This window comes from Streptomyces sp. NPDC059371 (genome assembly GCF_042751995.1).
Classification (GTDB): Bacteria; Actinomycetota; Actinomycetes; order Streptomycetales; family Streptomycetaceae; genus Streptomyces.
Window position 1 is genome coordinate 1 of sequence record NZ_JBHYXD010000070.1, and the last position, 25,047, is coordinate 25,047.

A 25,047-nucleotide genomic window follows, 5' to 3' on the forward strand; every position below is an offset into this window, starting at 1 on the left:
GGCCCACTCTCGCCCACACCCCCCCCCCCCCCCAACCCCCGATCAAGCGCGGTCTGGTGGGCTCGGATTTGTGTATACGAGACCGCTCCCCGGGGGTCGCGAGGACCCCGTGGGGGGCGCACGCGGCGACCCCGATCCGGGCGTCCCCGACGTCGATCGCGAGCCGACGTCCTCTGCGCATGTCCGCTGCCCTTACTTGGCCGTCTCGGCGACGAGGCGCTGGACCGCGTCGATGGCCTCGCCGACGGCGGCCGCGTTCTGGCCTCCGCCCTGGGCGACGTCCGGCTTGCCGCCACCGCCGCCACCGAGGGTCTTGGCGGCGCCACGGACCAGCTCGCCGGCCTTCAGACCGCGCTCGCGGGCGGGCTCGTTGGTGGCGATGACCGTCAGGGGCTTGCCGCCCACGACCGTGAACAGGGCCACGACGGCGGCCCGTCCGCCCTGGATGCGGCCGCGCACGTCGAGGACCAGCTTGCGCAGGTCGTCGGCGCCCGTGCCGTCCGGGACCTGACCGGTGACCAGGGCCACTCCGTTGACGTCCTTGGCGGACTCGACGAGACCGGCGGCGGCCTGGAGGACCTTCTCCGCGCGGAACTTCTCGATCTCCTTCTCGGCGTCCTTCAGCTTGCCGAGCATGGCGGAGATCTTCTCCGGAAGCTCCTCCGGGCGGCCCTTGACCAGTTCCTGGAGCTGGGCGACGACCGTGTGCTCACGGGCCAGGAAGTTGTACGCGTCGACGCCGACCAGGGCCTCGATGCGCCGCACGCCGGAGCCGATGGACGACTCGCCGAGCAGCTTCACCAGTCCGAGCTGGGAGGTGTTGTGCACGTGGGTGCCGCCGCACAGCTCCTTGGAGAAGTCGCCGATGGTCACGACGCGGACGCGCTCGCCGTACTTCTCGCCGAACTCGGCGATGGCGCCCTGCTTCTTGGCCTCGTCGAGGCTCAGGATCTCGGCGTGCACGTCCAGGTCGCGGGCGAGCACCTCGTTGATCTGCTGCTCGACGTCCGTCATCACGGCCGTCGGGACGGCGGACGGGGAGCCGAAGTCGAAACGGAAGCGGCCGGGCTGGTTCTCGGAACCGGCCTGGGCGGCCGTCGGACCGAGGGCGTCGCGCAGCGCCTGGTGCGTGAGGTGCGTGGCCGAGTGGGCGCGGGCGATGGCCGTACGACGGCGTACGTCGATGACGGCCTGGGCCTTGGCGCCGACGGTGACCTCGCCGACCTGGACGACGCCCTTGTGGACGTACACGCCCGGGACGGGCTTCTGGCAGTCGCGGATCTCGATGACGGCACCGGACTCGACCCGGATGCGGCCGGTGTCACCGATCTGGCCGCCGCCCTCCGCGTAGAAGGGGGTGCGGTCGAGGACGATCTCGACCTCGTCGCCCTCGGTGGCGGCCGGCGAGGAGACGCCGTCCACGAGGATGCCGACGATCGTCGACTCGGCCTCGGTGCCGTCGTACCCGACGAAGTCGGTCTCACCGGCGGCGTCGGCGATCTGACGGTAGGCGCCGACGTCCGCGTGGCCGGACTTCTTGGCGCGGGCGTCGGCCTTGGCCTTGTCCCGCTGCTCCTTCATCAGGCGGCGGAAACCGTCCTCGTCCACCGACAGGCCCTGTTCGGCGGCCATTTCGAGGGTGAGGTCGATCGGGAAGCCCCAGGTGTCGTGGAGCAGGAAAGCCTTGTCGCCGGCGAGAACCGTGCCGCCGATCTCCTTGGTGTCCGTGATGGCCGTGTCGAGGATGTTCGTGCCGGCCCTCAGCGTCTTGAGGAAGGCGGCCTCCTCGGCGAGGGCGACGGTCTCGATCCGCTGCCGGTCGCTGACCAGGTCCGGGTACTGCTGTCCCATCATCGCGATCACGACGTCGATGAGGTCCTTGACGACCGGTCCGGTGGCGCCGAGCAGGCGCATGTTGCGGATGGCGCGGCGCATGATGCGGCGCAGCACATAGCCGCGGCCCTCGTTGCCGGGGCTCACACCGTCGCCGATGAGCATCACGGAGGTGCGCATGTGGTCGGTGACCACACGCAGCGACACGTCGGAAGCGTGGGTGCTGCCGTACTCGACACCCGTCAGCTCGGTGGCCTTCTTGATGACGGCCATGGAGGTGTCGATCTCGTACATGTTCTGCACGCCCTGCAGAATCATGGCGAGGCGCTCGAGGCCGAGGCCGGTGTCGATGTTCTTGCTGGGCAGGTCGCCGAGGATCTCGAAGTCGTCCTTCGAGGTGCCCTCGCCGCGCTCGTACTGCATGAAGACCAGGTTCCAGATCTCCACGTAGCGCTCGTCGTTGACGGCCGGGCCGCCCTCGACGCCGAACTCCGGACCGCGGTCGTAGTTGATCTCGGAGCACGGACCACAGGGGCCCGGGACGCCCATGGACCAGTAGTTGTCCTTCTTGCCCAGGCGCTGGATGCGCTCGGCCGGGACGCCGATCTTGTCGCGCCAGATGGTCTCGGCCTCGTCGTCGTCGAGGTAGACCGTGATCCACAGACGCTCGGGGTCGAGGCCGTAACCACCCTTGTCCTGGGGCGAGGTGAGCAGCTCCCAGGCGTAGGTGATGGCCCCTTCCTTGAAGTAGTCACCGAAGGAGAAGTTGCCGCACATCTGGAAGAACGTGCCGTGGCGCGTGGTCTTGCCGACCTCTTCGATGTCGGGCGTGCGCACGCACTTCTGCACGCTGGTGGCGCGCGCCCAGGGGGCCTTGACCTCACCGAGGAAGTACGGCTTGAAGGGGACCATGCCGGCGGGGACCAGGAGCAGAGTCGGGTCGTCCGCGATGAGCGACGCCGAAGGGACGACGGTGTGACCGCGCTCCTCGTAGAAGCTCAACCAGCGGCGGCGGATTTCAGCCGACTCCATCAGTGGTCCTCATTCCGGTTGTACGTGTACGTCGTGTTGTCGATGTACTTGATCTGCTTGTTGTCGCCCGACTGCTCGCCGCCGCCGATCGCGGCGATACGGCGCTGGGTGGGCAGTTCGGGATCCGGGTCCGCGTTCAGACCGAGCACCTCGCCGAGTTCGGCCTCTCGCTGGGCCATCCCGTCGCGGACGTCGAGCGCGAACTCCTTGAGGCGGTGACCCGCGTCGATCGCCTTGTTCGCGGCCTGCGCCGCGAGGCTCTCGGGGGTGAGCTGCCTGAGCTTGCGGTTGACCTTGGTGGTGGCCCATACACCCGCGGCTGCGCCCGCGGTGAACCAGAACGTACGGCGGAACATCGCTGCGTCAGTCCTTCTTCCGCTTTCCCCGCCGCGTGGACGGGACGGTGCGGCCCACGATCACGGTACGCCGGGACGCTTTGTCGGGCACATTCTCACGACGGCCTCCGATGGCCCGGCGCACGCCGTACCCGAACGCCGCGACCTTGACCAGCGGGCCGCCGAACGTGGAGGCGACGGTCGTCGACAGCGCCGAGGCGTTCGACGTGACCTCCTGGACGTCCGACGCGATGGCGTCGACCCGGTCGATCTGCGTCTGCGCGGAGCGCACCGCGGCCGAGGCGTCGGCCAGGAGCGGGACGGCCTGGTCGGTCACGTCCGCCACGAGCTTGGTGGTCGCCCTGAGCGTCTGGGCCAGCCTCACCAGCGCGACGGCGAGGAAGGAGACCAGGATCGCCCAGAAGACGGCCACCAGGATCCCGGCCACCTCACCACCGGACACTGTGCACCCGCTCCCTGACTGTGTGCCTGCACATCGAAAAGTCGTCACCCGAGCCTATCGCGCCGGGGCCGGGGCTCCGTACCGCATTTATCCGCTCCGGAGTGTGGAGTTGCGCGAACCGATTGTACGGAGCGCTAACGGGTCAGTACGCTCCGTATCTCATGCAGCGTTCTCATCCCGTCCGACACTCCGGTCCTGCGGTACCCGGCAATCTGCCCCTGGAACTCGACGCGTTCGTGGGGCGTTCCGCCGAGCTCGCGCGGCTGGCCGAGGCGCTGGAGGCGGTCCGGCTGGTCACCGTGACCGGCATGGGAGGCGTCGGCAAGACCCGGTTCGCCACGCACGCGGCGGCGGGGACTGACCCGCTCGACGGGGTGTGGCACGTGGACCTGTCCGCGGTGCACGACCCGGGACTCGTCGAGTACGCCGTGGCCGAGGCCCTCGGTCTGACGGACCACACGGCGAAGCCGCCGCGCCGGATGCTGCTCGACCATGTCGCCGGGCGCCGGCTCCTGCTGGTCCTGGACGGCTTCGAGCACCTGGTCGACGTGAGTGCCTCGCTGGTGGGCGAGTTGCTGCGGCGGGCGCCCGGACTGCGGGTGCTGGCCGTGGGCCGCAGACCGCTGGGGCTCGCGGGCGAGCGGGTGTTCCCGCTGGCCCCGCTGGCCGAGACGGAGGCGATGGAGCTGTTCGCGGACCGGGCGGCTGCCCGCGTGCCCGGCTTCGCGCTGGACGAGGGGAACAGGTCCGACGTCCTGGAGCTGTGCCGGCGATTGGACGGGATCCCGCTGGCGCTGGAACTGGCGGCGGGGCGCGTCGGCGCCCTCTCCCCCGCGCAGTTGCTCGCCCGCCTGGAGGACCGGTTCCGGCTGCTGACCGGCGGTGTGCGCGACGCGCCGCCGCGGCACCAGACCCTGCGGACGGCGATCGGCTGGAGCCACGAACTGTGCACGCCGGGCGAACGGCTGCTGTGGGCACGCCTCTCGGTGTTCGCCGGGCAGTTCGACCTGGAAGCCGCGGAGTACGTGTGCAGCGGGGACGGACTGCACGCCGACGACGTCCTGGACGTGCTCGGCGAACTGCTCGCGCAGTCGGTGTTGTCGCGCGAGGAGACCGCGGCCGGCGTGCGCTACCGGATGCTGGACACGGTCCGGGCCTACGGCGCGCACTGGCTGACGGCGACGGGCGACGCGGAGCGGCTGCGCCGTCGCCACCGCGACTGGTACATGGGCCTGGTGACGTGGTGCGAGCTGGACTGGTTCTCGCCGCGGCAGGCCGAGGTGGCGGTGCGCGTCGAGACGGAACTGCCGAATCTGCGCTGCGCGCTGGAGTATTCGCTCGGCGAACCCGACGAGGCGCATCTGGGCCAGTATCTGGCGGGCGCCCTGTGGTTCTACTGGGTCGGCTGCGGCCGCCTCTCGGAGGGGCGGCACTGGCTGGAGCGCAGTGTCGAGCTCGACGGCGACCGCGACCAGTCACGGCTGAAGGCCCTGTGGGTGCTCGGCTATGTGGCGGTCCTCCAGGGGGACTCGGTGCCCGCGCTGTCCGCGCTCCAGGAGTGCCGCGACGAGGCGGAGCGCTGCGAGAACGCCGTCGCGGTCGCGTACGCCGAGCATCGCACCGGCTGTCTGGCCCTGGTCACGGACGACATGGCGCGCGCCGAGAAGCTGCTGCGCTCGGCGCTGGACCGCTATCACGAGATCGGCGAGCTCAACAGCAATGTGCTGATGGGCCAGATCGAACTGGCCATGGCTCTCGCCTTCCAGGGCGACATGCCGGGCGCGGTGAAACTGTGCGAGGACGTCCGCGGGGTCTGCGAGGACCACGGTGAGCGCTGGGCGCTGGCGTACGCGCTGTACGTCCTCGCGTACCAGGCCCAGGTCGAGGGCGATCAGGCGCGGGCGCGCGGTCTGCTGGAGCAGGGCCTCGGTATCGCGCACAGCTTCCACGATCTGCTCGGCGCCGTTCTCGCGGTCGAACTGCTCGCCCTGGTCACGGTGGTGGAGGGCGACGCGGCCGAGGGCGCGGTGCTCCAGGGGGCGGCGTCGCGCATGTGGCCGTCGGTGGGTCTGCCGCTGTTCGGCTCGGCGTACTACAACGCGCCGCACGAGCGCTGCGCGGCCCTTGCCCGGCAGGAGCTGGGCGACGAGCGGTACGAGGAGTGCGTACGGGCGGGCGGGCTGCTCGGGCAGGACGCGGCGGTCGCCCGCGCGCTGGGCGGGGCCGGGGTGCCGCCGCTCGGTGCGGTGCCCTCGCCGCGCAGGCTGCCCCCGGATGTGCGAAAGCCCGCCGTCTCGCCCACCTCGAAGGGCGGGGAGACGACGGGCTGACGCCGACGCGTAGGTGGTACCGCGTCCGCTGTAAGAAGATCAGCGGGCGTAGTACTCGACGACGAGCTGCTCGTCGCAGATCACCGGGATCTCCTTGCGGTTCGGCTCACGGTCCAGGCGGAACGCCAGGGCCGGGAGGTTCACCTGGAGGTAGCGCGGGGTCTCACCGTCGGGGGCGAAGCCACCGGCGCGGGAAACCTCGAACAGCGTCTTGCTGCGGCTGCGCTCGCGGACCATCACGACATCGTCGGGACGGACGCGGAACGAGGGCTTGTCGACCTTCTGGCCGTTGACCTCGATGTGGCCGTGAACGACCATCTGGCGGGCCTGGTAGATCGTGCGGGCGATGCCCGAACGAAGGACCAGCGCGTCGAGACGACGCTCCAGCTCGATGACCAGAGCCTCACCGGTCTTGCCCTGCGTCTTGGCGGCACGCTCGTAGGCGCGGACGAGCTGGCGCTCGGACACGTCGTACTGCGCGCGCAGACGCTGCTTCTCGAGCAGACGGACCTTGTAGTCCGAGTTCTGCTTGCGGCCACGGCCGTGCTCGCCCGGCGGGTAGGGGCGGGCCTCGAAGTACTTGACGGCCTTCGGGGTCAGCGCGATGCCGAGGGCACGCGACTTCTTGACCTTGGGGCGGGACTGATTCGCCACTGTCTGTATCTCTTTCCTTATACCGGCTCACCCGGGTTAAGGAGGTCGCATCCGCAGCCTGGGAAACCCTGCGGGCCCTGATGGGCCTGCCGGGCAGCCGCTCCCTGGTCTGGGCACATACGTGCAGCACACGAGTAGCCCACCGACCGTTCCCGGAAACCGAGTGGTGGTGGGCAGCCCGCGACACCTTCGACGGTGCGCGACGCTCCTGGATCCCCTCGTCGTACGAGTACGGTGTCGGGGTTCCGGCTGCATGTCCCGTTGGGTGATGCCGACCGGAGCCGGACGCGGGACGCAGCGCTCCGAGCCATGTTACAGGGTGCTCAGGAGCGCCCTCTACCGAGGCGCTTCCTGGTCCATTCCACCGCGTCGGCGTACCGCGCCTCGGCGCCGTGCCGGGTCGGGGTGTAGTACTCCCGGTCCGTGAGCTCCTCGGGCGCGTACTGCTGGGCCGCGATGCCCTCGGGCAGGTCGTGCGGGTACACGTACCCCTGGGCGTGCCCGAGCTTGGCCGCGCCCTTGTAGTGCCCGTCGCGCAGGTGGGCCGGCACCGGACCCGCGTGTCCCTTGCGCACGTCCTCCAGCGCGGCGCCGATGGCGGTCGTCGCGGCGTTGGACTTCGGGGCCAGCGCGAGGGCGATGGTGGCGTGGCTGAGGGTGAGCGCGGCCTCCGGGAAGCCGATCATCGCGACGGCCTGCGCGGCCGCCACGGCCATGGGCAGCGCGTTCGGGTCGGCGAGGCCGATGTCCTCGCTGGCGGAGATCATCAGGCGCCGGGCGATGAACCGGGGGTCCTCACCCGCATCGATCATCCGGGCCAGGTAGTGCAGGGCGGCGTCCACGTCGGAGCCGCGGATGGACTTGATGAGCGCGCTCGCCACGTCGTAGTGCTGGTCGCCGTCGCGGTCGTACGCCACGGCGGCGCGGTCGACCGTCGCCTCCAGCGTCTGGAGGGTGATCTCCGGCTCGCCCTTGTCGAGCGCCGCGCCGGCCGCGGCCTCCAGGGCGGTCAGGGCACGGCGGGCGTCGCCGCCGGCGATGCGCAGCAGATGGTTCTCGGTGTCGCCGGGCAGGGCCACGGAGTCCTTGAGGCCGCGCTCCGAGGTGAGCGCCCGGCACAGCAGGCCGCGCAGATCGTCGTCGGTGAGCGGTTCGAGGGTCAGCAGGAGGGAGCGGGAGAGCAGCGGCGAGATCACCGAGAAGTACGGGTTCTCGGTGGTCGCGGCGATCAGGGTCACCCAGCGGTTCTCCACGGCCGGGAGCAGGGAGTCCTGCTGGGCCTTGCTGAAGCGGTGGATCTCGTCCAGGAAGAGGACGGTCTCCTTGCCGTACCCGCCGGTGGCGCGGCGCGCGCCCTCGATGACCGCGCGCACCTCCTTGACGCCCGCGGTGATCGCGGAGAGTTCCACGAACCGCTTGTCGGTGGCCTTGGAGACGACGTACGCGAGGGTGGTCTTGCCGGTGCCCGGCGGCCCCCAGAGGATCACCGAGGACGGTCCGGCCGGGCCGCCGCTCCCCTCGGCGACGAGTCTGCGCAAGGGAGAGCCCGGCTTCAGCAGATGCTGCTGCCCCACGACCTCGTCGAGGGTGCGCGGGCGCATCCGTACGGCCAGGGGGCTGCTGGACGGGTCCTTCTCCTGGCGTTCTTCTGCGGCGGCGGTGAACAGGTCGGGCTCCACGTCCGAAACCCTATGTCACACCACCGACAATCCCTCCCGGGCCGTGGACCGCGGTCGCGACCGGCCCGTCAGCTCGTCCAGAAGTCCCACCAGCGGGTCAGGATCAGCATGCCGATGATGCCGATGTGCAGCGTCGGCAGGACCCAGGTGAACTCGCCGAAGAAGCCCTTGAGCCAGCCCGGGGCGGGCAGGAAGCCGTTACGGACGTTGAAGGACGTCACGTACCAGAACATGATGATCGTGGCGACCCAGGCCAGGCTGCACCACAGGCAGAGCGAGTTGATCCGGTACAGCGACTGGAACTGGAGCCAGGTGCAGAACGCGACGCCGAAGAGCGTGCCCGCGTTGAAGGTCAGCCAGTACCAGCGCGGGAAGGTCGCCCGGGCGAGCAGGCTCATGCCGACGCAGATCACGATGCCGTAGGCGACGAGCCCCATCATGGGGTTCGGGAAGCCGAAGGCCGCTGCCTGCTCGCTCTTCATGATGTTGCCGCAGGAGACGACCGGGTTCAGGCTGCAGCCCGGAACGAAGTTCGGGTTCTCCAACAGCTTGAACTTGTCGATCGTGATGACCCACGCGGCAAGGAGACCGGCCGCACCCGTGATCACCAGCAGCACCGCGAGGGCACGGCTGCCGCCGGCCGTCCGCGCCGGGGTGGCGGCAGGGCGTTCCTGACCGGTCGGGACGTCCTTGACTGTCGTCTTGTTCATCACGCCGTTTCCGTAGTTTCGAGGAGCCTGCGGGCAGGCTCATTGTGCCGCACCCGCCCGGCCGTCCACCGTTCGGTGGACATAAGAAGGTACGCACGGTCGCCCCGGAAGGTTCGGTTCGGGGAGATGCTCGTCCGCATGACAACTCACGCGGATCGGCTCGCGGTGGACGTACGGGGGCTGCGCAAGCAGTACGGCGACGTGACCGCGGTCGACGGTATCGATCTGGGCATCCGGCAGGGCGAGGTGTTCGGGCTGCTCGGACCCAACGGAGCGGGCAAGAGCACCACCGTGGAGATCCTCCAGGGCAATCGCCGGCGGGACGCGGGCGAGGTCTCCGTGCTCGGCTCGGACCCGGCGACGGCCACGCGCGCGTGGCGCTCACGCGTCGGAATCGTCTGGCAGGACGAATCCGCGCCCGCCGAGTTGACGGTGGGCGAGACCGTGCGGCATTTCTCCCGTTATTACCCGAATCCCCGTGACCCCGAGGAGGTCATCGGTCTGGTCGGTCTGGAGGCGAAGGCGGGCAGCAGGATCAAGTCGCTCTCGGGCGGTCAGCGCCGGCGGCTCGATGTGGCCCTCGGGGTGATCGGCGGGCCCGAGCTGCTGCTCCTGGACGAGCCGACCACGGGCTTCGACCCGGCGGCGCGACGGCAGTTCTGGGAGCTGATCCGAAAGCTGGCCGACGAGGGCACGACCATCCTGCTGACCACGCACTACCTGGAGGAGGCCGAGGCCCTCGCGGACCGGCTGGCGGTGATCGCGCGGGGCCGGGTCGTCGCCGAGGGCGAACCGGCCGCGCTGCGCGAGCGGTTCGGCAGCGAGGCCACGGTCGAATGGACGGAGGCCGACGGCAGCCCGCGCGGCGAGCGCACGGACACACCCACGAAGACGGTCGCCGAGCTCATCCGCCGCTTCGACGGGGAGATCCCGGGACTGCGGGTGAGCCGCCCCACCCTGGAGGACGTCTATCTGCGACTGACCGGCCTGGAGGACGCGCGATGACCACGACCGACGTACGGCCGGGCACGAAGGACGCGTCCGGCCGGCTGCCCGGCGCCTGGGGGCTCGGACTGCGCCACGGCGGCCTGGAGCTCAAGCAGTTCTTCCGGCAGCGGGACCAGGTGGTGTTCACCTTCGCCTTCCCGGTCGTCTTCCTGTTCCTGTTCGCGTCGATCTTCAGCGACGACGTGAAGGGCGCGGGCATCACCGCCTCCCAGCTCTACGTCCCCGCGATGATGGCCGCGGGCATCATGTCGACCAGCTTCCAGTCCCTCGGCATCTCCATCGCGATCGAACGCGACGAGAAGGTGCTGCGCCGGCTGCGCGGCACACCGATGCCGCCGGCCGCGTACTTCTTCGGCAAGATATGGCTGGTTCTGGTGACCGGCGCCCTGGAGACGGCGATCCTGCTCGCCGTCGGCACCACGCTGTACGACGTCGACCTGCCCTCCGATCCCGGCAAGTGGGCGGACTTCGGCTGGATCTTCGTCCTGGGTCTGACGGCCTGCGCCCTGCTCGGCATCGCGATCAGTTCGGTCCCGAAGTCGGGCAAGAGCGCCACGTCGGTGGTCGTTCTGCCCTTCCTCGTCCTCCAGTTCATCTCCGGCGTCTACATCTCCGTCGACACCATCCCGGACTGGATGCTGAACATCGGCGCGCTGTTCCCCCTCAAGTGGATGTGCCAGGGGCTGCGCGGGGTGTTCCTGCCCGACTCCGCGAAGGTCCTGGAGCAGGCGGGCGACTGGGAGTTCGGGCGGATCGCGCTGGTGCTCGGGGCGTGGTGCGTCGGAGGACTGCTGCTGTGCCTGCTGACGTTCCGCTGGAAGAACCGGCGCGACGGCTGACGACTCCGGCACGCCGGAGGCCGACGACCGGCGCTCCCGTCCCGGTGGGAGACCCACCGGGACGGGAGCGGCCTCATCGGCCCAGGCGCGAACGCAGTTCGGACACGACCTCGTCGACCGCGACCGCCGTCTGCTCCCCGGACTCCATGTCCTTGAGCTGTACGACGCCCTCGGCGAGATCCCGCTCACCGGCGACGATCGTGAAGCGGGCCCCGCTGCGGTTCGCGTTCTTCATCGCGCCCTTGAGCCCCTTCGCGCCGTACGAGAAGTCGGCGGCGACACCGGCCCTGCGCAGTTCGGTGACCACGCCGAACAGCCTGCGGCGGGCCTCCTCCCCGAGCGGCACCGCGAACACACTGGTGGCCGCGGGGAGTTCGAGCTCCACACCCTCCGCCTCCAGCGCCAGCACCGTACGGTCGACGCCCAGCGCCCAGCCGACGGACGGCAGCTCGGGGCCGCCGATCATCTCGGACAGCCCGTCGTAACGGCCACCGCCGCCGACCGCTGACTGCGAGCCGAGACCGTCGTGCACGAACTCGAAGGTGGTCCGCGTGTAGTAGTCCAGACCGCGCACCAGCTTCGGGTCGTCCTCGAAGGAGACGCCCGCGGCCGTGATCAGGTCGCGCACCTCCTCGTGGTACGCCTTGCAGCCGTCGCACAGGTAGTCGCGCAGCAGCGGCGCGCCGCCGAGCTGCTTCTGGACGTCCTCGCGCTTGTCGTCGAGCACACGCAGCGGGTTGATCTCCGCGCGGCGCATCGTCTCCTCGTCGAGGTCCAGGCCGCGCAGGAAGTCCTGCAGCGCGGCCCGGTAGACGGGACGGCACTCCTTGTCGCCCAGGCTGTTCAGCAGGATGCGGAAGTTCCGCAGGCCCAGCGAGCGGTACGCCTGGTCCGCCAGGATGATGAGCTCGGCGTCGAGCGCCGGGTCCTCGGCTCCGATCGCCTCGGCGCCCACCTGGGAGAAGTGGCGGTAACGGCCCTTCTGGGGACGCTCGTAGCGGTAGTACGAGCCCGAGTACCAGAGCTTGACGGGGAGGTTGCCCGCCTTGTGCAGGTTGGCCTCGAGGGCCGCGCGCAGCACGGAGGCGGTGCCCTCGGGGCGCAGCGCCAGCCTGTCGCCGCCCTTGGTCTCGAAGGCGTACATCTCCTTGGTCACGATGTCGGTGGACTCACCGACACCGCGGGCGAACAGCTCGACGTTCTCGAAACCGGGCGTCTCGATGTAGCCGTAGCCGGAGTTGCGCAGCGGGGCCGCGATGGCCTCGCGGACCGCGAGGTACTTGGCGCTGTCCGGCGGGATGAGGTCGTACGTGCCCTTGGGGGCCCTGAAGGTGCTCACGGAAGTCTTGTCACATTCCTCGTCGTGGAGCGGAGTTCGGGTCCGCCCCGCGTTCCTGGCGGCTCGCCGCCACCTGCCGCAGATACGGGTTGGTGGCGCGCTCCTGGCCGATGGTCGTCTGGGGGCCGTGGCCGGACAGCACCACGGTCGAGTCGCCGAGCGGCAGGCACACGCGGCCCAGCGAGTCGAGCATCTCGTCCATGTCGCCGCCCGGCAGGTCGGTGCGTCCGATGGAGCCGGCGAAGAGCAGATCCCCGGAGAAGAACACGGACGGGATGTCCGCGCTCTCGGGCATCCGGAACGTCACCGACCCCTTCGTATGGCCGGGCGCGTGCGCGACGGAGAGATCGAGTCCCGCCAGCTTCAGCTCCGCGCCGTCGGTCAGCGTCCGCACGTCGTCGGGCTCCCCCACGGTCAGCTCGCCCATCAGCGGCATTCCGATGGAGCGGCCGAGCGCCTTCCCGGGGTCGCTCATCATGTACCGGTCCTCGGGGTGGATCCAGGCCGGAACGTCGTGCGCTCCGCACACCGGGACGACCGAGGCGACGTGGTCGATGTGTCCATGGGTGAGGATGACCGCGACGGGCTTGAGCCGATGCTTCTTGAGTGCTTCCTCGACTCCCTGGGCGGCCTGATGGCCCGGGTCGATGATCACGCACTCCTCACCCGCGGCGGGGGCGACCAGGTAACAGTTGGTCCCCCAGGCCCCGGCGGGGAACCCGGCAATGAGCACGATCGTCCTTCGTGGTGGCGTACGCGCGAGTGTCGTACGGGCGGGTGGCTGTGGATCAGAGCCTACCGGCGCTGCCGATTCCTCAGCCAACCCATATACGGTACGGGGCACACGCGCGCGGTCGGCTCATACGACGCACGCGTCCCACTTGACGTACGAGACGCACGAGGAGAAATCCGGTGGTCAGCCAGGAACAGCGGCGGCGTCAGCTCGCCCGGGAGAAGTTCTTGCGACAGCAGCAGCGCCGCACATCCGCTCGACGGAGGAACCAAACACGCAACGCGGTGATCGCGGCGGTCGTCGGCGTGGTCGTCGCGGGCGGTGCGACGGCCTACGCGACCGGGCTCTTCAAGAGCGACGACAAGAAGGCGAGCGCGGGCGCCGGGGCGACGCCCAGCGCGACGCCGCCGAGCAAGGCGCCCGATCCGTGCGAGAAGCCGGCCGGGGGCGCGGTGAAGTCGCTCACGTGGAAGAAGGAGCCGGCGGTCACCATCGACAAGTCCGCCGCCTACTCCATGAAGATGGCGACGACGTGCGGCGACATCGACATCGCCCTCAAGGCGTCGGCCGCCCCGCACACGGTGAACTCGTTCGCCTTCCTCGCCGGCAAGGGCTACTTCGACCACACCAAGTGCCACCGGCTCACCGCCGAGGGCATCTTCGTGCTGCAGTGCGGTGACCCGCAGGGCACCGGCTCCGGCGGACCGGGCTACACGATCCCGGACGAGAACCTCAAGGACAAGACCCTCAAGGGCAACGTGTACCCCGCGGGCACCGTCGCGATGGCGAACCAGTACAACGCCCAGACACAGAAGGGCCGCCACACCGGCGGCAGCCAGTTCTTCCTCGTCTATCAGGACAGCCCGCTGCCGCCCGACTACACACCGTTCGGTACGGTTTCCGACGCGGGGATGAAGATCCTCAAGAAGATCGCGGCCGCCGGTGCGCAGGCCGCCGATCCTCAGACGGGCAACACCGCACCGAACGCGACCGTGGTGATCAACAAGGCGACCGTCACGAAGTCCTGACCGTCAACCGGGGAACTTCGGTCGCGCGGGATGCGGACAGGCAACCCGCTGGTCGCCTATGTTGGCCGTGACGAAACTGTGGACGATGCCAGGGGGCTCCGAAGCCCCCCACAGGCATCATGTGGAGGAGGCGCTGTGAGCAGCGACCCGTGGGGCCGCGTCGATGAGACGGGGACCGTGTACGTGCGTACGGCCGACGGCGAACAGGTCGTCGGCTCCTGGCAGGCAGGCACCCCTGATGAGGCGCTGGCCTACTTCGAGCGCAAGTACGAAGGCCTGGTTGTCGAGATCGGCCTCCTCGAAAAGCGAGTGAAGACCACCGACCTGTCGGCGAAGGACGCCCAGACCGCCATCGATCACATCCGCGAGCAGGTGGACGCCCACCACGCGGTCGGTGATCTGGCCGCGCTGAAGGTGCGGCTGGACAAGCTCGTGGCGACCGTCGACGCGCGCCGTGAGGAGCGCAAGGTCCAGCGGGCCAAGCAGTCCGACGAGGCGCGGCACTCCAAGGAGGCGCTGGTCGTCGAGGCGGAGGAGCTGGCGCAGAGCGACCAGTGGCGGGCCGCCGGTGAGCGGCTGCGCGCGCTGGTGGACACGTGGAAGGGGCTGCCGCGACTCGACCGCAAGTCGGACGACGAGCTGTGGCACCGCTTCTCGCACGCCCGCTCGGCGTTCTCCAAGCGGCGCAAGGCGCACTTCGCGTCACTGGACGCGCAGCGCGAGGAGGCCCGTAAGACCAAGGAGAAGCTGGTCGCCGAGGCCGAGTCGCTGTCCGGATCGGCGGACTGGGGCCCGACGGCGGCCCGTTACCGCGAGCTGATGGCGGACTGGAAGGCCGCGGGCCGCGCCCAGCGCGAGCACGAGGACGACCTGTGGAACCGCTTCCGCGGCGCCCAGGACGTGTTCTTCGCGGCGCGCGGTTCGGTGTTCGCCGAACGCGACGCGGAGCAGACGGAGAACCTGAAGCTCAAGGAGGAGCTGGTCGAGGAGGCCGAGAAGCTCGTCCCGGTGGGGGATCTGAAGGCGGCCCGTGCGGCCTTCCGCTCCATCAACGAGCGCTGGGAGGCCATCGGCCACGTGCCGCGCGACGCCCGCCCGAAGGTCGAGGGCCGGATGCACGCGGTGGAGCGGGCTCTCCAGGAGTCGGAGGAGACGGAGTGGCGCCGGACGAACCCGGAGGCACGCGCGCGTGCCGAGGGTCTGACCGGTCAGCTCCAGGCCGCCGTCGACAAGCTCCAGGGCCAGATCGAGGCGGCGCGCTCCGCGGGCAACACCGCGAAGGCCGACAAGCTCCAGAGGGAGCTGGACGGCCGTCAGGCGCTGCTGGACCAGGCGCTGAAGGGGCTTCAGGAGTTCGGCGGCTGATACCCGCCGCACCCATGCGACCCAGGTGAAGGGGCTCCCGTACGCACCGTACGGGAGCCCCTTCATCTGTCTCCGGCGTCAGGCCTCGGAGGGCCTGCGGGCCGATGTCACGCGGTACACGTCGTAGACGCCCTCGACGCCCCGTACGGCCTTCAGGACGTGTCCCAGGTGCTTGGGGTCGCCCATCTCGAAGGTGAACCGGGAGGTGGCGACGCGGTCGCGGGAGGTCTGGACGGCCGCGGACAGGATGTTGACGTGCTGGTCGGACAGGACGCGGGTGACGTCCGACAGCAGCCGGGACCGGTCCAGGGCCTCGACCTGAATGGCGACCAGGAAGACCGAGGACTGGGTGGGCGCCCACTCGACCTCGAGGATGCGCTCGGGTTCGCGCGAGAGCGAGTCGACGTTCACGCAGTCGCTGCGGTGGACCGAGACGCCGCTGCCGCGGGTGACGAATCCGATGATCGGGTCGCCCGGCACCGGCGTGCAGCAGCGGGCGAGCTTGACCCACACGTCGTCGACGCCCTTGACGACCACACCGGGGTCGTTGTTGCTGCGGCGCTTGCGGCCCCGGCCCCGCGCGGACGGTACGGCCTCGTCGATCTCCTCGGTGGCCGCCTCCTCTCCGCCGAGTGCCTGCACGAGCTTCTGGACGACGCTCTGGGCGGTGACATGGCCCTCGCCGATCGCCGCGTACAGCGACGAGATGTCGGGGTAGCGCATCTCGTGCGCGAGGGTGACCAGGGAGTCGCCGGTGAGGATCCGCTGGATGGGCAGGTTCTGCTTGCGCATCGCGCGGGCGATGGCGTCCTTGCCGTGCTCGATCGCCTCGTCGCGGCGTTCCTTGGAGAACCACGCGCGGATCTTGTTGCGGGCGCGCGGCGACTTCACGAAGCCGAGCCAGTCGCGGGAGGGGCCCGCGCCGGCCGCCTTGGAGGTGAAGACCTCCACCAGATCGCCGTTGTCCAGGGTGGACTCGAGCGGCACGAGGCGTCCGTTGACCCGTGCTCCTATGGTCCGGTGGCCGACCTCCGTGTGGACCGCGTACGCGAAGTCCACCGGTGTCGCACCCGCCGGAAGCGCTATGACGTCGCCCTTCGGCGTGAAGACGAAGACCTCGTTGCGCGACAGGTCGAAGCGCAGGGACTCCAGGAACTCGCTGGGGTCCTCGGTCTCCTTCTGCCAGTCGAGGAGCTGGCGCAGCCACGCCATGTCGTTGACGGTGTCCTGGCCGGCGCTGCCCTTGGCCGCCCGGGGCACGTCGGTGCGGATCTTGGAGGACCCGGCGACGGTCTCCTGCTTGTACTTCCAGTGCGCGGCGATGCCGTACTCGGCGCGGCGGTGCATGTCGAACGTACGGATCTGGAGTTCGACGGGCTTGCCGTTGGGGCCGATGACCGTCGTGTGCAGCGACTGGTACATGTTGAACTTCGGCATCGCGATGTAGTCCTTGAACCGGCCGGGGACCGGGTTCCATCGCGCGTGCACGGTGCCGAGTGCCGCGTAGCAGTCGCGGACGGTGTCCACGAGGACGCGGATGCCCACCAGGTCGTAGATCTCCGCGAAGTCACGGCCGCGGACGATCATCTTCTGGTAGACGCTGTAGTAGTGCTTCGGGCGGCCGGTGACGGTCGCCTTGATGCGGGCCGCGCGCAGGTCGGACTGGACCTCGTCGGTCACTATGGCGAGGTACTCGTCGCGCTTGGGGGCGCGCTCGGCGACCAGGCGCACGATCTCGTCGTACATCTTGGGGTAGAGGATCGCGAAGGCGAGGTCCTCCAGTTCCCACTTGATGGTGTTCATGCCCAGGCGGTGGGCGAGCGGCGCGTAGATCTCCAGGGTCTCGCGCGCCTTCTTCTCCTGCTTCTCGCGCTTGAGATAGCGCATGGTGCGCATGTTGTGCAGCCGGTCGGCGAGCTTGATGACCAGGACGCGCGGGTCCTTGGCCATCGCGACGACCATCTTGCGCACGGTCTCGGCCTGGGCGGCCTCGCCGAACTTGACCTTGTCCAGCTTGGTGACGCCGTCGACGAGGAGGCCCACGGAGTCGCCGAAGTCACGGCGGAGCTGGTCCAGGCCGTACTCGGTGTCCTCGACCGTGTCGTGCAGGAGACCGGCCATGAGTGTCGCCGGGTCCATGCCCAGCTCGGCGAGGATGGTGGTGACGGCGAGCGGGTGCGTGATGTACGGGTCGCCGCTCTTGCGCTTCTGGCCCCGGTGCCAGCGCTCGGCGACCTGGTACGCCTTCTCGATCTGCCGGAGCGTGGACGTCTCGATCTTGGGGTCGTTGCTGCGCACTATCCGCAGCAGCGGTTCGAGCACCGGGTTGTACGGGTTCGAGCGCTGGACGCCGAGACGGGCGAGGCGGGCCCGGACGCGGTTGGAGGAGCCACCGGAGCGGGTGGGCTGGGCTGCCGCGGGCCGGACCGCCGGGGTGTTCGCGGGGCGCTCGGGCGGGGCCGGTTTGGGACGCGACGCCTCGGCCGCCGTGCCGTCGGGCGCGGACTGGGCGTGCTCGACCTGCCCGCTCGCTCCGTTCAGCGCGGGCTTCTCCGCGGCGCCCGAGGCGGGCTCGGGCTGGGTGGAGGCGGTTCGCCCCAGGCGTTCCGCGCTGGGGGCGAGTGGCTGGGCCTCGTCTGGCAAGAGGGCTCCTCGTGCGCGATCCGGGTCCCCCGGTCAGGCTCCGGAAACCCCATGGTAGCGATCCTTCGTGCCGGACTCGCTGTCGGCCGCCGTGGGCGGCCTCGTACTGGGAGAACGCCGGAGGCGGACGCCGGATTCCTCCGGGCCCGCCTCCAGGGTGTCCTACGGGTGCCTCAGGCCTTTCGGGGGCCTTGCCGGGGGTCGTACCCCCGGGTAACCGCGCGCGGTCCTCAGACCGTCAGGAGCGCCTCCAGGGGAGCTCCCGCGAGTGCCGGCTCCAGACGGCCGCGGCCGCCCAGGAAGCCGAGCTCCATCAGTACGGCGACGCCCGCGACCTCGGCGCCCGCCCTACGGATGAGCTGGAGCGAGGCCTCGGCGGTGCCGCCGGTGGCGAGGACGTCGTCGACGACGAGGACGCGGTCGGCTCCGCTCAGGTCCTCGGCGTGCACCTCGATCTCGGCGGAGCCGTACTCCAGGTCGTACGCCTGCGACAGGGTCGCTCCGGGGAGCTTGCCCGCCTTGCGCACGGGGATGAAGCCGATCCCGGCGTGGACGGCGACCGGGGCTCCGAGGATGAAGCCGCGGGCCTCCAGACCGACGATCTTGGTGGCGCCGTTGCGCACGGCGATGTCCGCCAGGGCGCCGGTCAGGGCGGCGAACGCGGCCGGATCGGCCAGGAGCGGGGTGATGTCCTTGAACATCACTCCCGGCTCCGGGTAGTCGGCCACGTCACGGATCCGGCTGGTCAGCAGCTCTTCGATGCCGGTCATCGGCGCTTTCCCGAGGGCCGGCCACGGCCGCGGGCGCGGGACGCGGGCTGGTTGCGGGGGCCGACGACCGCCGGGGTGGCATCGTCCGTCTCGTCGTCCTCGTACGCCGGCTCGGCGGCCTGCGGCTCCAGGGACTCGCCCTTGGCGGCCGCCTGGGCGCGCTTGGCGAGGACCCGCTTGCGCAGGGCCTTCATCTCCGGCTCGCGCTCCTTGAGGTCGGCGACGAGCGGCGTGGCGATGAAGATCGAGGAGTACGCACCGGCCGCGAGACCGACGAACAGCGACAGCGAGATGTCGTTGAGCATACCGGCGCCGAGCACGCCGCCGCCGATGAACAGCAGGCCGGCGACCGGCAGCAGCGCGACCACCGTGGTGTTGATGGAGCGCACCAGGGTGCCGTTGATCGAGCGGTCGGCGACCTCGCTGTAGGTCCAGCGGGTCTGCTTGGTGATGCCCTTCGTCTGCTCCTTGAGGCTGTCGAAGACGACGACCGTGTCGTAGAGCGAGTAACCGAGGATCGTGAGCAGACCGATCACGGTGCCCGGGGTGACCTCGAAGCCGACCAGGGCATAGATGCCGACCGTGATGGTGATGTCGTGGATCAGGGCGACCAGGGCCGCGATGGCCATGCGCCACTCGAAGGCGATCGCCAGATAGATCACGACCAGGACCATGAAGATCGCCAGGCCCTCCCAGGCCTTGTTGGCGATCTGGTCACCCCAGCTCGGACCGACGAGGTCGGCGTTGAGGTCCTCGGGGTCGACCTTCAGGTCCGCGGCGAGCTTCTGCTTGATCGTGTCGGACTTGTCGGTGTCGATGCCGGCGATCTGGATGCGCAGGCCGCCCTTGCCGAGCCCCTGGACGACCGCGTCGTGGCCGGAGGCCTCTTCCGCGAACGTCTCGGCCTGGCTCACCGAGACGCTGCTGCTCCCGGTGGTGGTGAAGACGGCGCCGCCCTGGAACTCGATGCCCATGTTCAGGCCGCGCACCGTCAGGCCGAGGATGGCCGTGATGGTGATCAGGATCGAGACGCCGTACCAGATCTTGCGCTTGCCGACGAAGTCGTAGCCGATCTCGCCGCGGTGGAGCCGGGCGCCGAGGGTGCCGAGTTTCGACATCTCACGCCTCCTTCGTGTCGACGGGGGCGGACGCGCGACGGGTGCGGCGCAGCGGCGGCTTGGCGCCCAGTCGCTTCGGGTCGAGGCCGGACCAGCGGTGACCCTCCGCGAAGAACTTCCTGCGGGCGAGGAGGGTCATCAGCGGCTTGGTGAAGAAGAACACCACGACGACGTCGAGCACCGTGGTCAGACCGAGGGTGAACGCGAAGCCCTGGACCTTGCCGACGGTGACGATGAAGAGCACCGCGGCGGCGAGGAACGACACGAAGTCGGAGACCAGGATGGTGCGACGGGCACGGGGCCAGGCGCGCTCGACGGCCGGACGCAGGGTGCGGCCCTCGCGGATCTCGTCCCGGATGCGTTCGAAGAACACGATGAACGAGTCCGCCGTGATACCGATCGCGACGATCGCACCGCAGACGGCCGGGAGGTTCAGCGCGAAGCCGATGGCCGGGCCGAGCAGCGCCATGAGCACGTACGTGAGCATCGCCGAGACGCCCAGGGAGGCGATGGCGATGACCGACAGGCCCCGGTAGTAGATCACCAGGTAGAGGACGACCAGGGCGAGGCCGATGGCGCCCGCGATCAGACCGGCGTGGAGCTGCTCGCCACCGAGCGCGGCGGTCACCGTGGTGACGCTGGACTCCTTGAAGCTGAGCGGCAGAGCGCCGTACTTCAGCATGTTGGCCAGGTCCTGGGCCTCGGTCTGGGTGAAGCTGCCGGAGATCTCCGCGCTGCCGCTCAGCGACTGGGCAACGGAGGGGTCGGAGACGACCTGGCCGTCGAGGACGATCGCGAACTGGTTCTGCGGCTGCTGGTTCTGGGCGAGCTTGCCGGTGATGGCGGCGAACTTCTTGGAGCCACCGGACGTGAAGTCCATGGTGACCTTCCAGCCCGCGGCACTCTGCGTGTCGAAGACCGCGCCGGCCTTCTTGATGTCCGTGCCGGCCACCTCGGCCGGGCCGAGGACGTACTTCTGCCACACGCCGGAGGAGTTCTTGTCCTGGCCGCAGGCCACGGTCGGCTCGGTCGGCTTGGCGTCGGCGCCGGCCTTGGCACGGACCGCCTTGTCACTGCAGTCGAGCGCGGCGTACGCGGCCTGGAGCTTGGCGGTCGCGGGGTCCACGCTCGCGGACGGCGAGGCGTTCGCGGAGGACGAGGAGCTCGGGGTGCTGCTCGCGGACGGCGAGGAGCCCGCCTTCAGGGCGTCGCTGACCACGCGCCCCTGAGTGGTCGCGGAGGCCGACGGCGTCGCGGAGGACGAGGAGGACGAGGTCGCCTTGTCCCCGGACGTGGCGGAAGAGCTGCTGGAGGCACTCGGCGTCGGAGTGGCCGACGCCTCGGCCCCGGAGGCCTCGGTGGCCAGCACGGGACGGAAGTACAGCTTGGCGGTGGTGCCGACCTGCTTACGGGCCTGCTCGGAGTTCGTGCCCTTGGGGATGTTGACAATGATGTTGTCGGAACCCTGGGTCTGAACCTCGGCCTCGGAGACACCGAGACCATTGACACGGCGGTTCATGATGTCGACCGCGGTGTTCATGTTGGTCTTGTTGATCGCGTTGGGCTGACCCGGCTCGTTCTTCGCCGTGAGCGTGATGCTCGTGCCGCCGGCGAGGTCGATGCCGAGACGCGGAGTGGTGTGCCCGGAAGCGAACATCCCTCCGGTGAGCGCCGCGATGGCGATCAGGATCAGGGCCAGCGAGCGCCCCGGCCTGCTCTGGGCGCTCGCGCTCCGGCCCTTCTTCGGTGCTGCCACCTTCTCGTACTCCCTCTCGGGCCGCTTCGCGCCGGGTGAGCGCGTGGACGGCCATGCCATGGTGTCGGGACTCCGTGCGAGAACAGCACGTCCCGGGAGGTGTGGGGCGCGAGCGGATCGCGCCGTGCTCCCGGTTCGTGACTACTTCGCTTCGGCCCCGCCGTCGGTCTTCTTCGACTCCGCCTCGTCGGCGACGGCCTCTTCGGCCTTCGGCTCGACGGCCTTCGGCTCGACGGCCACTTCGGCCGGCTTGTCGGCCAGGTCCTTCTTGCCGAGGTCGAGGGGCTTGTCGTCGGAGGCGTCGGAAGAGGCGTCGGCGGCGGGCTCGTCGGTCTCGGTGAGGGAGGAGGCGTCGTCCGGCACGACGGTGCCGTCGGCCTTCAGGTCGTGCTCGACGCCGTGGACGATGCGGTTGTACTCGTCGTCCGTGAGGACGGCACCGATCGCGTTCTTCGCGAAGAGCAGGTCCACACCCGGGGCGGCGTCAAGGAGAACCGTGTCCTCGTTGACCTCCTTGACGGTGGCATACATACCGCCGATCGTGCGCACGCCGGAGCCGGGCTGCAGCTCGTTGCGCATGGAAGCCGCCTGCTGCTGCTTCTTCTTGGCCGACCGGGTCATCAGGAACATGGCCCCGATGAGCACGATGAAGGGGAGAAGGGTGTAGAGACTCACGGGTCGGGACTTCCTTCTTCGACCGCAAAGGTGAGCGGCCTGCTGGATGGGGGTATGCATGGGGGGTGTGTGCCGTCGGCTAGGGCGGCATCGGCGGAGTCTAAGCGAGTCCGCACTCAGGGAACAACGCTCAGCATGGCACCGGGGTTCCTGCCCCGGTCCGTACGCACGCCGTCACGCCCCGAACAGGTCCTCTTGTCCGTTTCCGCCGGTTGACCGGCGGGGCGGCGTGAGGCCGAGATGTGCCCATGCCGCGGGTGTCGCCACCCGGCCACGGGGAGTGCGGGCGAGGAGTCCCTCTCGTACGAGGAAGGGCTCGGCGACCTCCTCCACGGTCTCACGCTCCTCCCCCACAGCGACAGCGAGTGTGGACAATCCGACAGGACCGCCGCCGAAAAGCTTGATCAGGGCTTCGAGAACCCCGCGGTCGAGCCGGTCGAGACCGCGCGCGTCGACCTCGTAGACCTTCAGGGCCGCGGCGGCGATCTCCCGGGTGATGATCCCGTCCGCTCTGACCTGCGCGTAGTCGCGTACGCGGCGCAGCAGGCGGTTGGCGATGCGGGGCGTGCCGCGGGAGCGGCCGGCGATCTCCGCGGCTCCCGCGGCGCCGATCTCGACGTCCAGGAGACCGGCGGAGCGGTGGACGACGCGCTCCAGCTCGGCGGGTTCGTAGAACTCCATGTGCGCGGTGAAGCCGAAGCGGTCGCGCAGCGGCGGGGGCAGCAGTCCCGCGCGGGTGGTGGCGCCGACCAGGGTGAACGGGGGCAGTTCCAGCGGGATGGCGGTGGCACCGGGGCCCTTGCCGACGATGACGTCGACGCGGAAGTCCTCCATCGCCATGTAGAGCATCTCCTCGGCGGGCCGGGACATGCGGTGGATCTCGTCGAGGAAGAGGACCTCGCCCTCCTGGAGGGAGGAGAGGATCGCGGCGAGGTCTCCGGCGTGCTGGATGGCGGGGCCGCTGGTGATGCGGATGGGGGCGCCCATCTCGGCCGCGATGATCATGGAAAGGGTGGTCTTGCCGAGACCGGGGGCGCCGGAGAGCAGGACGTGGTCCGCGGTGGCCCCCCGCGCGCGGGCCGCCCGCAGGACCAGGTCGAGCTGCTCGCGCACCTTCTCCTGGCCGATGAACTCGTCCAGGTCCTTGGGGCGCAGCGCGGCCTCGACGGCCTGGTCCTCGCCGTCGGCGACCGAGCGCACCAGCCGCTCGGCGGCGGGTCCGACGAGCCGCTCGTCGGCGGCTTCGTCTGTCGTGTCGTCCCAGTTCATCGGTGGTGCCTCGTGGTCTCGTCGTGGTGGGGCGGTCGGCGGTGACCCGGGCGCGGGCCGCACCGGGGCACGCGCCCGGCCCGGGGGCCGGGGCCGTTCAGCGGGCTCGGTTCAGGGTCTGCAGGGCGGCTCGCAGGAGCTGGCCGACCTGCGGGGTTCCCTCGGCGGCCTCGGCCTGCGGGGCGACGGCGGCGACCGCCTCGTCGGCCTCGCGGGTCGCGTACCCGAGGCCGACGAGCGCGGCGTGGAGCTGGTCGCGCCAGCCCGCGGTGACCGCCGTGCCGATGGCCGGGCCGCCGGGACCGAGCGGTTCGCCGAGCCGGTCCTTGAGCTCGATCAGCAGCTTCTGGGCACCCTTCTTGCCGATACCGGGGACGGCGATGAGCGCCTTCTCGTCACCGGTGGACACGGCGCGGCGCAGGGCGTCGGGGGCGTGCACGGCGAGCATCGCCTGGGCGAGGCGCGGGCCTACTCCGCTCGCGGTCTGGAGCAGTTCGAAGACCTGGCGCTCGTCGTCGTCGGCGAAGCCGTACAGCGTGAGCGAGTCCTCGCGGACGACCAGGGAGGTGGCGAGCCTGGCCTGCTGTCCGGTGCGGAGCCCGGCGAGTGTGCCCGGCGTGCACTGGACGGAGATGCCGATGCCGCCGACCTCGACGACCGCGGAGTCGGGGGCGAGGGCGGCGACCGGGCCGCTGACGAAGGCGATCATGCGGTACGGCCTTTCGATGCTTGGTGCGAGGCGTGCGCGGCGGCGGCCTGCTGGAGTCTGTTCTGCGCGACGGCCCGGTCGGGCGCGATCCGCGCGGCGGCCTGCTGGAGTCTGTTCTGGGCCGGGGCGCGCCAGATGTGACAGATGGCGAGCGCGAGGGCGTCCGCCGCATCGGCGGGCTTGGGCGGCTCGGAGAGCCGGAGCAGGCGGGTGACCATCGCGCCGACCTGGGCCTTGTCCGCGCGGCCGCTGCCGGTGACGGCTGCCTTGACCTCGCTCGGGGTGTGCAGCGCGACGGGGATGCCGCGGCGGGCCGCGCAGAGCATGGCGACGGCGCTGGCCTGGGCGGTGCCCATCACGGTCCGGACGTTGTGCTGGCTGAACACCCGCTCCACGGCGACGTATTCGGGTTCGTACTCGTCGAGCCACTGCTCGATGCCCTGCTCGACGGCGACCAGGCGCAGACCGAGCTCGGCGTCCGCCGGGGTGCGGACGACTCCGACGCCGCGCATGGTCAGGGGCCGCCCGGCGACTCCCTCCACCACCCCGACACCGCACCGGGTCAACCCGGGGTCAACACCCAGCACCCGCACCCGGGCCTCCTTCGATCTCGCCGGTCGTCGCTGGGGGTCTCCCCAGTTCGTGCAGGCTATCGGGTGCCACTGACAGAGCGACGGGGGGCCCGGGGGGGGGGACGCGGGCCCCCGCCGCCCCGCCCACCCCCGCCGCCCGGGGGGCCAGAGACCCAAAACCCGGCGG

General features: G+C 70.3%; 21 protein-coding genes and 1 pseudogene. 5 read left to right on the forward strand and 17 right to left on the reverse strand.

The annotated features are described in order from the left end of the window. From ACFXGX_RS30165 to ACFXGX_RS30180, 4 genes and pseudogenes are all read right to left on the reverse strand, one after another. Positions 1 to 181, reverse strand: a pseudogene (locus ACFXGX_RS30165) (Holliday junction resolvase RuvX); the annotation flags it as partial. An 11-nt stretch (positions 182 to 192) separates the two neighbouring features. Further along, complete coding sequence (gene alaS, locus ACFXGX_RS30170) at positions 193 to 2,865, reverse strand: alanine--tRNA ligase (protein WP_384797118.1); 2,673 nt, start codon at positions 2,863 to 2,865, stop codon at positions 193 to 195. Next, positions 2,865 to 3,221, reverse strand: a complete 357-nt coding sequence (locus ACFXGX_RS30175) for a DUF6167 family protein (protein WP_384797121.1) — start codon at positions 3,219 to 3,221, stop codon at positions 2,865 to 2,867. The genes alaS and ACFXGX_RS30175 overlap by 1 nt, the downstream gene beginning before the upstream one ends. A gap of 7 nt (positions 3,222 to 3,228) precedes the next feature. Then, positions 3,229 to 3,663 (reverse strand): DUF948 domain-containing protein, encoded by a 435-nt coding sequence (locus tag ACFXGX_RS30180; RefSeq protein ID WP_384797124.1) that lies wholly within the window; start codon positions 3,661 to 3,663, stop codon positions 3,229 to 3,231. 161 nt (positions 3,664 to 3,824) lie between these two features. Here ACFXGX_RS30180 and ACFXGX_RS30185 point away from each other — a divergent pair, with 161 nt between their 5' ends. After that, positions 3,825 to 5,993 carry an ATP-binding protein gene (locus tag ACFXGX_RS30185; protein ID WP_384797127.1) on the forward strand — a complete coding sequence of 723 codons (2,169 nt, stop codon included), beginning with the start codon at positions 3,825 to 3,827 and terminating at the stop codon, positions 5,991 to 5,993. Positions 5,994 to 6,032: 39 nt separating this feature from the next. Here the strand turns inward: ACFXGX_RS30185 and rpsD are convergent, their stop codons facing one another. From rpsD to ACFXGX_RS30200, 3 genes are all read right to left on the reverse strand, one after another. Then, entirely contained in the window at positions 6,033 to 6,647 is a 615-nt protein-coding gene (gene rpsD, locus ACFXGX_RS30190; protein ID WP_328556643.1) for a 30S ribosomal protein S4, read from the reverse strand. 323 nt (positions 6,648 to 6,970) lie between these two features. Then, positions 6,971 to 8,326 (reverse strand): replication-associated recombination protein A, encoded by a 1,356-nt coding sequence (locus ACFXGX_RS30195; protein ID WP_384797131.1) that lies wholly within the window; start codon positions 8,324 to 8,326, stop codon positions 6,971 to 6,973. A 68-nt stretch (positions 8,327 to 8,394) separates the two neighbouring features. Next, positions 8,395 to 9,036, reverse strand: a complete 642-nt coding sequence (locus tag ACFXGX_RS30200; RefSeq protein WP_384797134.1) for a vitamin K epoxide reductase family protein — start codon at positions 9,034 to 9,036, stop codon at positions 8,395 to 8,397. A gap of 138 nt (positions 9,037 to 9,174) precedes the next feature. Here ACFXGX_RS30200 and ACFXGX_RS30205 point away from each other — a divergent pair, with 138 nt between their 5' ends. Together ACFXGX_RS30205 and ACFXGX_RS30210 are read left to right on the forward strand one after the other, a co-directional pair. Continuing rightward, positions 9,175 to 10,041: an ABC transporter ATP-binding protein gene (locus tag ACFXGX_RS30205; RefSeq protein ID WP_355768196.1), complete on the forward strand. Its 867-nt coding sequence runs from the start codon at positions 9,175 to 9,177 to the stop codon at positions 10,039 to 10,041. Further along, positions 10,038 to 10,883, forward strand: coding sequence for an ABC transporter permease (locus ACFXGX_RS30210; protein WP_384797138.1), 846 nt, complete (start codon positions 10,038 to 10,040; stop codon positions 10,881 to 10,883). The genes ACFXGX_RS30205 and ACFXGX_RS30210 overlap by 4 nt, the downstream gene beginning before the upstream one ends. A gap of 73 nt (positions 10,884 to 10,956) precedes the next feature. Here the strand turns inward: ACFXGX_RS30210 and hisS are convergent, their stop codons facing one another. Further along, a complete protein-coding gene (hisS, locus tag ACFXGX_RS30215) occupies positions 10,957 to 12,222 on the reverse strand; it encodes a histidine--tRNA ligase (protein WP_384797141.1) in 1,266 nt (421 codons plus the stop codon). A gap of 10 nt (positions 12,223 to 12,232) precedes the next feature. Further along, complete coding sequence (locus ACFXGX_RS30220) at positions 12,233 to 12,955, reverse strand: MBL fold metallo-hydrolase (RefSeq protein ID WP_384797144.1); 723 nt, start codon at positions 12,953 to 12,955, stop codon at positions 12,233 to 12,235. 179 nt (positions 12,956 to 13,134) lie between these two features. On the opposite strand from ACFXGX_RS30220, the gene ACFXGX_RS30225 reads away from it, so the two are divergent. Then, positions 13,135 to 13,983, forward strand: coding sequence for a peptidylprolyl isomerase (locus ACFXGX_RS30225; RefSeq protein WP_384797147.1), 849 nt, complete (start codon positions 13,135 to 13,137; stop codon positions 13,981 to 13,983). A 135-nt stretch (positions 13,984 to 14,118) separates the two neighbouring features. Continuing rightward, a complete protein-coding gene (locus ACFXGX_RS30230) occupies positions 14,119 to 15,348 on the forward strand; it encodes a DUF349 domain-containing protein (RefSeq protein WP_384797150.1) in 1,230 nt (409 codons plus the stop codon). A 78-nt stretch (positions 15,349 to 15,426) separates the two neighbouring features. Here the strand turns inward: ACFXGX_RS30230 and ACFXGX_RS30235 are convergent, their stop codons facing one another. The 8 genes from ACFXGX_RS30235 to ruvC form a co-directional block, all read right to left on the reverse strand. Beyond that, positions 15,427 to 17,991 (reverse strand): RelA/SpoT family protein, encoded by a 2,565-nt coding sequence (locus tag ACFXGX_RS30235; RefSeq protein ID WP_384797153.1) that lies wholly within the window; start codon positions 17,989 to 17,991, stop codon positions 15,427 to 15,429. A gap of 230 nt (positions 17,992 to 18,221) precedes the next feature. Beyond that, positions 18,222 to 18,761 (reverse strand): adenine phosphoribosyltransferase, encoded by a 540-nt coding sequence (locus tag ACFXGX_RS30240; protein ID WP_355774788.1) that lies wholly within the window; start codon positions 18,759 to 18,761, stop codon positions 18,222 to 18,224. Continuing rightward, on the reverse strand, positions 18,758 to 19,879 hold the full coding sequence (gene secF / locus ACFXGX_RS30245; protein ID WP_384797156.1) for a protein translocase subunit SecF: 1,122 nt from the start codon (positions 19,877 to 19,879) through the stop codon (positions 18,758 to 18,760). Before secF ends, ACFXGX_RS30240 begins: the two co-directional genes overlap by 4 nt. Before the next feature lies 1 nt (position 19,880). Further along, positions 19,881 to 21,635, reverse strand: a complete 1,755-nt coding sequence (gene secD, locus ACFXGX_RS30250) for a protein translocase subunit SecD (protein ID WP_384797210.1) — start codon at positions 21,633 to 21,635, stop codon at positions 19,881 to 19,883. Positions 21,636 to 21,776: 141 nt separating this feature from the next. Then, complete coding sequence (yajC, locus tag ACFXGX_RS30255; RefSeq protein ID WP_384797159.1) at positions 21,777 to 22,310, reverse strand: preprotein translocase subunit YajC; 534 nt, start codon at positions 22,308 to 22,310, stop codon at positions 21,777 to 21,779. 174 nt (positions 22,311 to 22,484) lie between these two features. After that, complete coding sequence (gene ruvB, locus ACFXGX_RS30260) at positions 22,485 to 23,579, reverse strand: Holliday junction branch migration DNA helicase RuvB (RefSeq protein ID WP_384797162.1); 1,095 nt, start codon at positions 23,577 to 23,579, stop codon at positions 22,485 to 22,487. A gap of 97 nt (positions 23,580 to 23,676) precedes the next feature. Further along, positions 23,677 to 24,288 (reverse strand): Holliday junction branch migration protein RuvA, encoded by a 612-nt coding sequence (gene ruvA / locus ACFXGX_RS30265; RefSeq protein WP_384797165.1) that lies wholly within the window; start codon positions 24,286 to 24,288, stop codon positions 23,677 to 23,679. Continuing rightward, positions 24,285 to 24,881: a crossover junction endodeoxyribonuclease RuvC gene (ruvC, locus tag ACFXGX_RS30270; protein WP_384797168.1), complete on the reverse strand. Its 597-nt coding sequence runs from the start codon at positions 24,879 to 24,881 to the stop codon at positions 24,285 to 24,287. The genes ruvA and ruvC overlap by 4 nt, the downstream gene beginning before the upstream one ends. Between the last annotated feature and the right edge of the window lie 166 nt (positions 24,882 to 25,047).

Bases quoted from the DNA above. Each gene is read 5' to 3' on its own strand.
- ruvB (WP_384797162.1), bottom strand. From the start codon at position 23,579: ATGAACTGGGACGACACGACAGACGAAGCCGCCGACGAGCGGCTCGTC.
- ruvA (WP_384797165.1), bottom strand. From the start codon at position 24,288: ATGATCGCCTTCGTCAGCGGCCCGGTCGCCGCCCTCGCCCCCGACTCC.
- ACFXGX_RS30240 (WP_355774788.1), bottom strand. From the start codon at position 18,761: ATGACCGGCATCGAAGAGCTGCTGACCAGCCGGATCCGTGACGTGGCC.
- secF (WP_384797156.1), bottom strand. From the start codon at position 19,879: ATGTCGAAACTCGGCACCCTCGGCGCCCGGCTCCACCGCGGCGAGATC.
- alaS (WP_384797118.1), bottom strand. From the start codon at position 2,865: ATGGAGTCGGCTGAAATCCGCCGCCGCTGGTTGAGCTTCTACGAGGAG.
- ACFXGX_RS30175 (WP_384797121.1), bottom strand. From the start codon at position 3,221: ATGTTCCGCCGTACGTTCTGGTTCACCGCGGGCGCAGCCGCGGGTGTA.
- ACFXGX_RS30205 (WP_355768196.1), top strand. From the start codon at position 9,175: ATGACAACTCACGCGGATCGGCTCGCGGTGGACGTACGGGGGCTGCGC.
- ACFXGX_RS30200 (WP_384797134.1), bottom strand. From the start codon at position 9,036: ATGAACAAGACGACAGTCAAGGACGTCCCGACCGGTCAGGAACGCCCT.
- ACFXGX_RS30210 (WP_384797138.1), top strand. From the start codon at position 10,038: ATGACCACGACCGACGTACGGCCGGGCACGAAGGACGCGTCCGGCCGG.
- ACFXGX_RS30185 (WP_384797127.1), top strand. From the start codon at position 3,825: ATGCAGCGTTCTCATCCCGTCCGACACTCCGGTCCTGCGGTACCCGGC.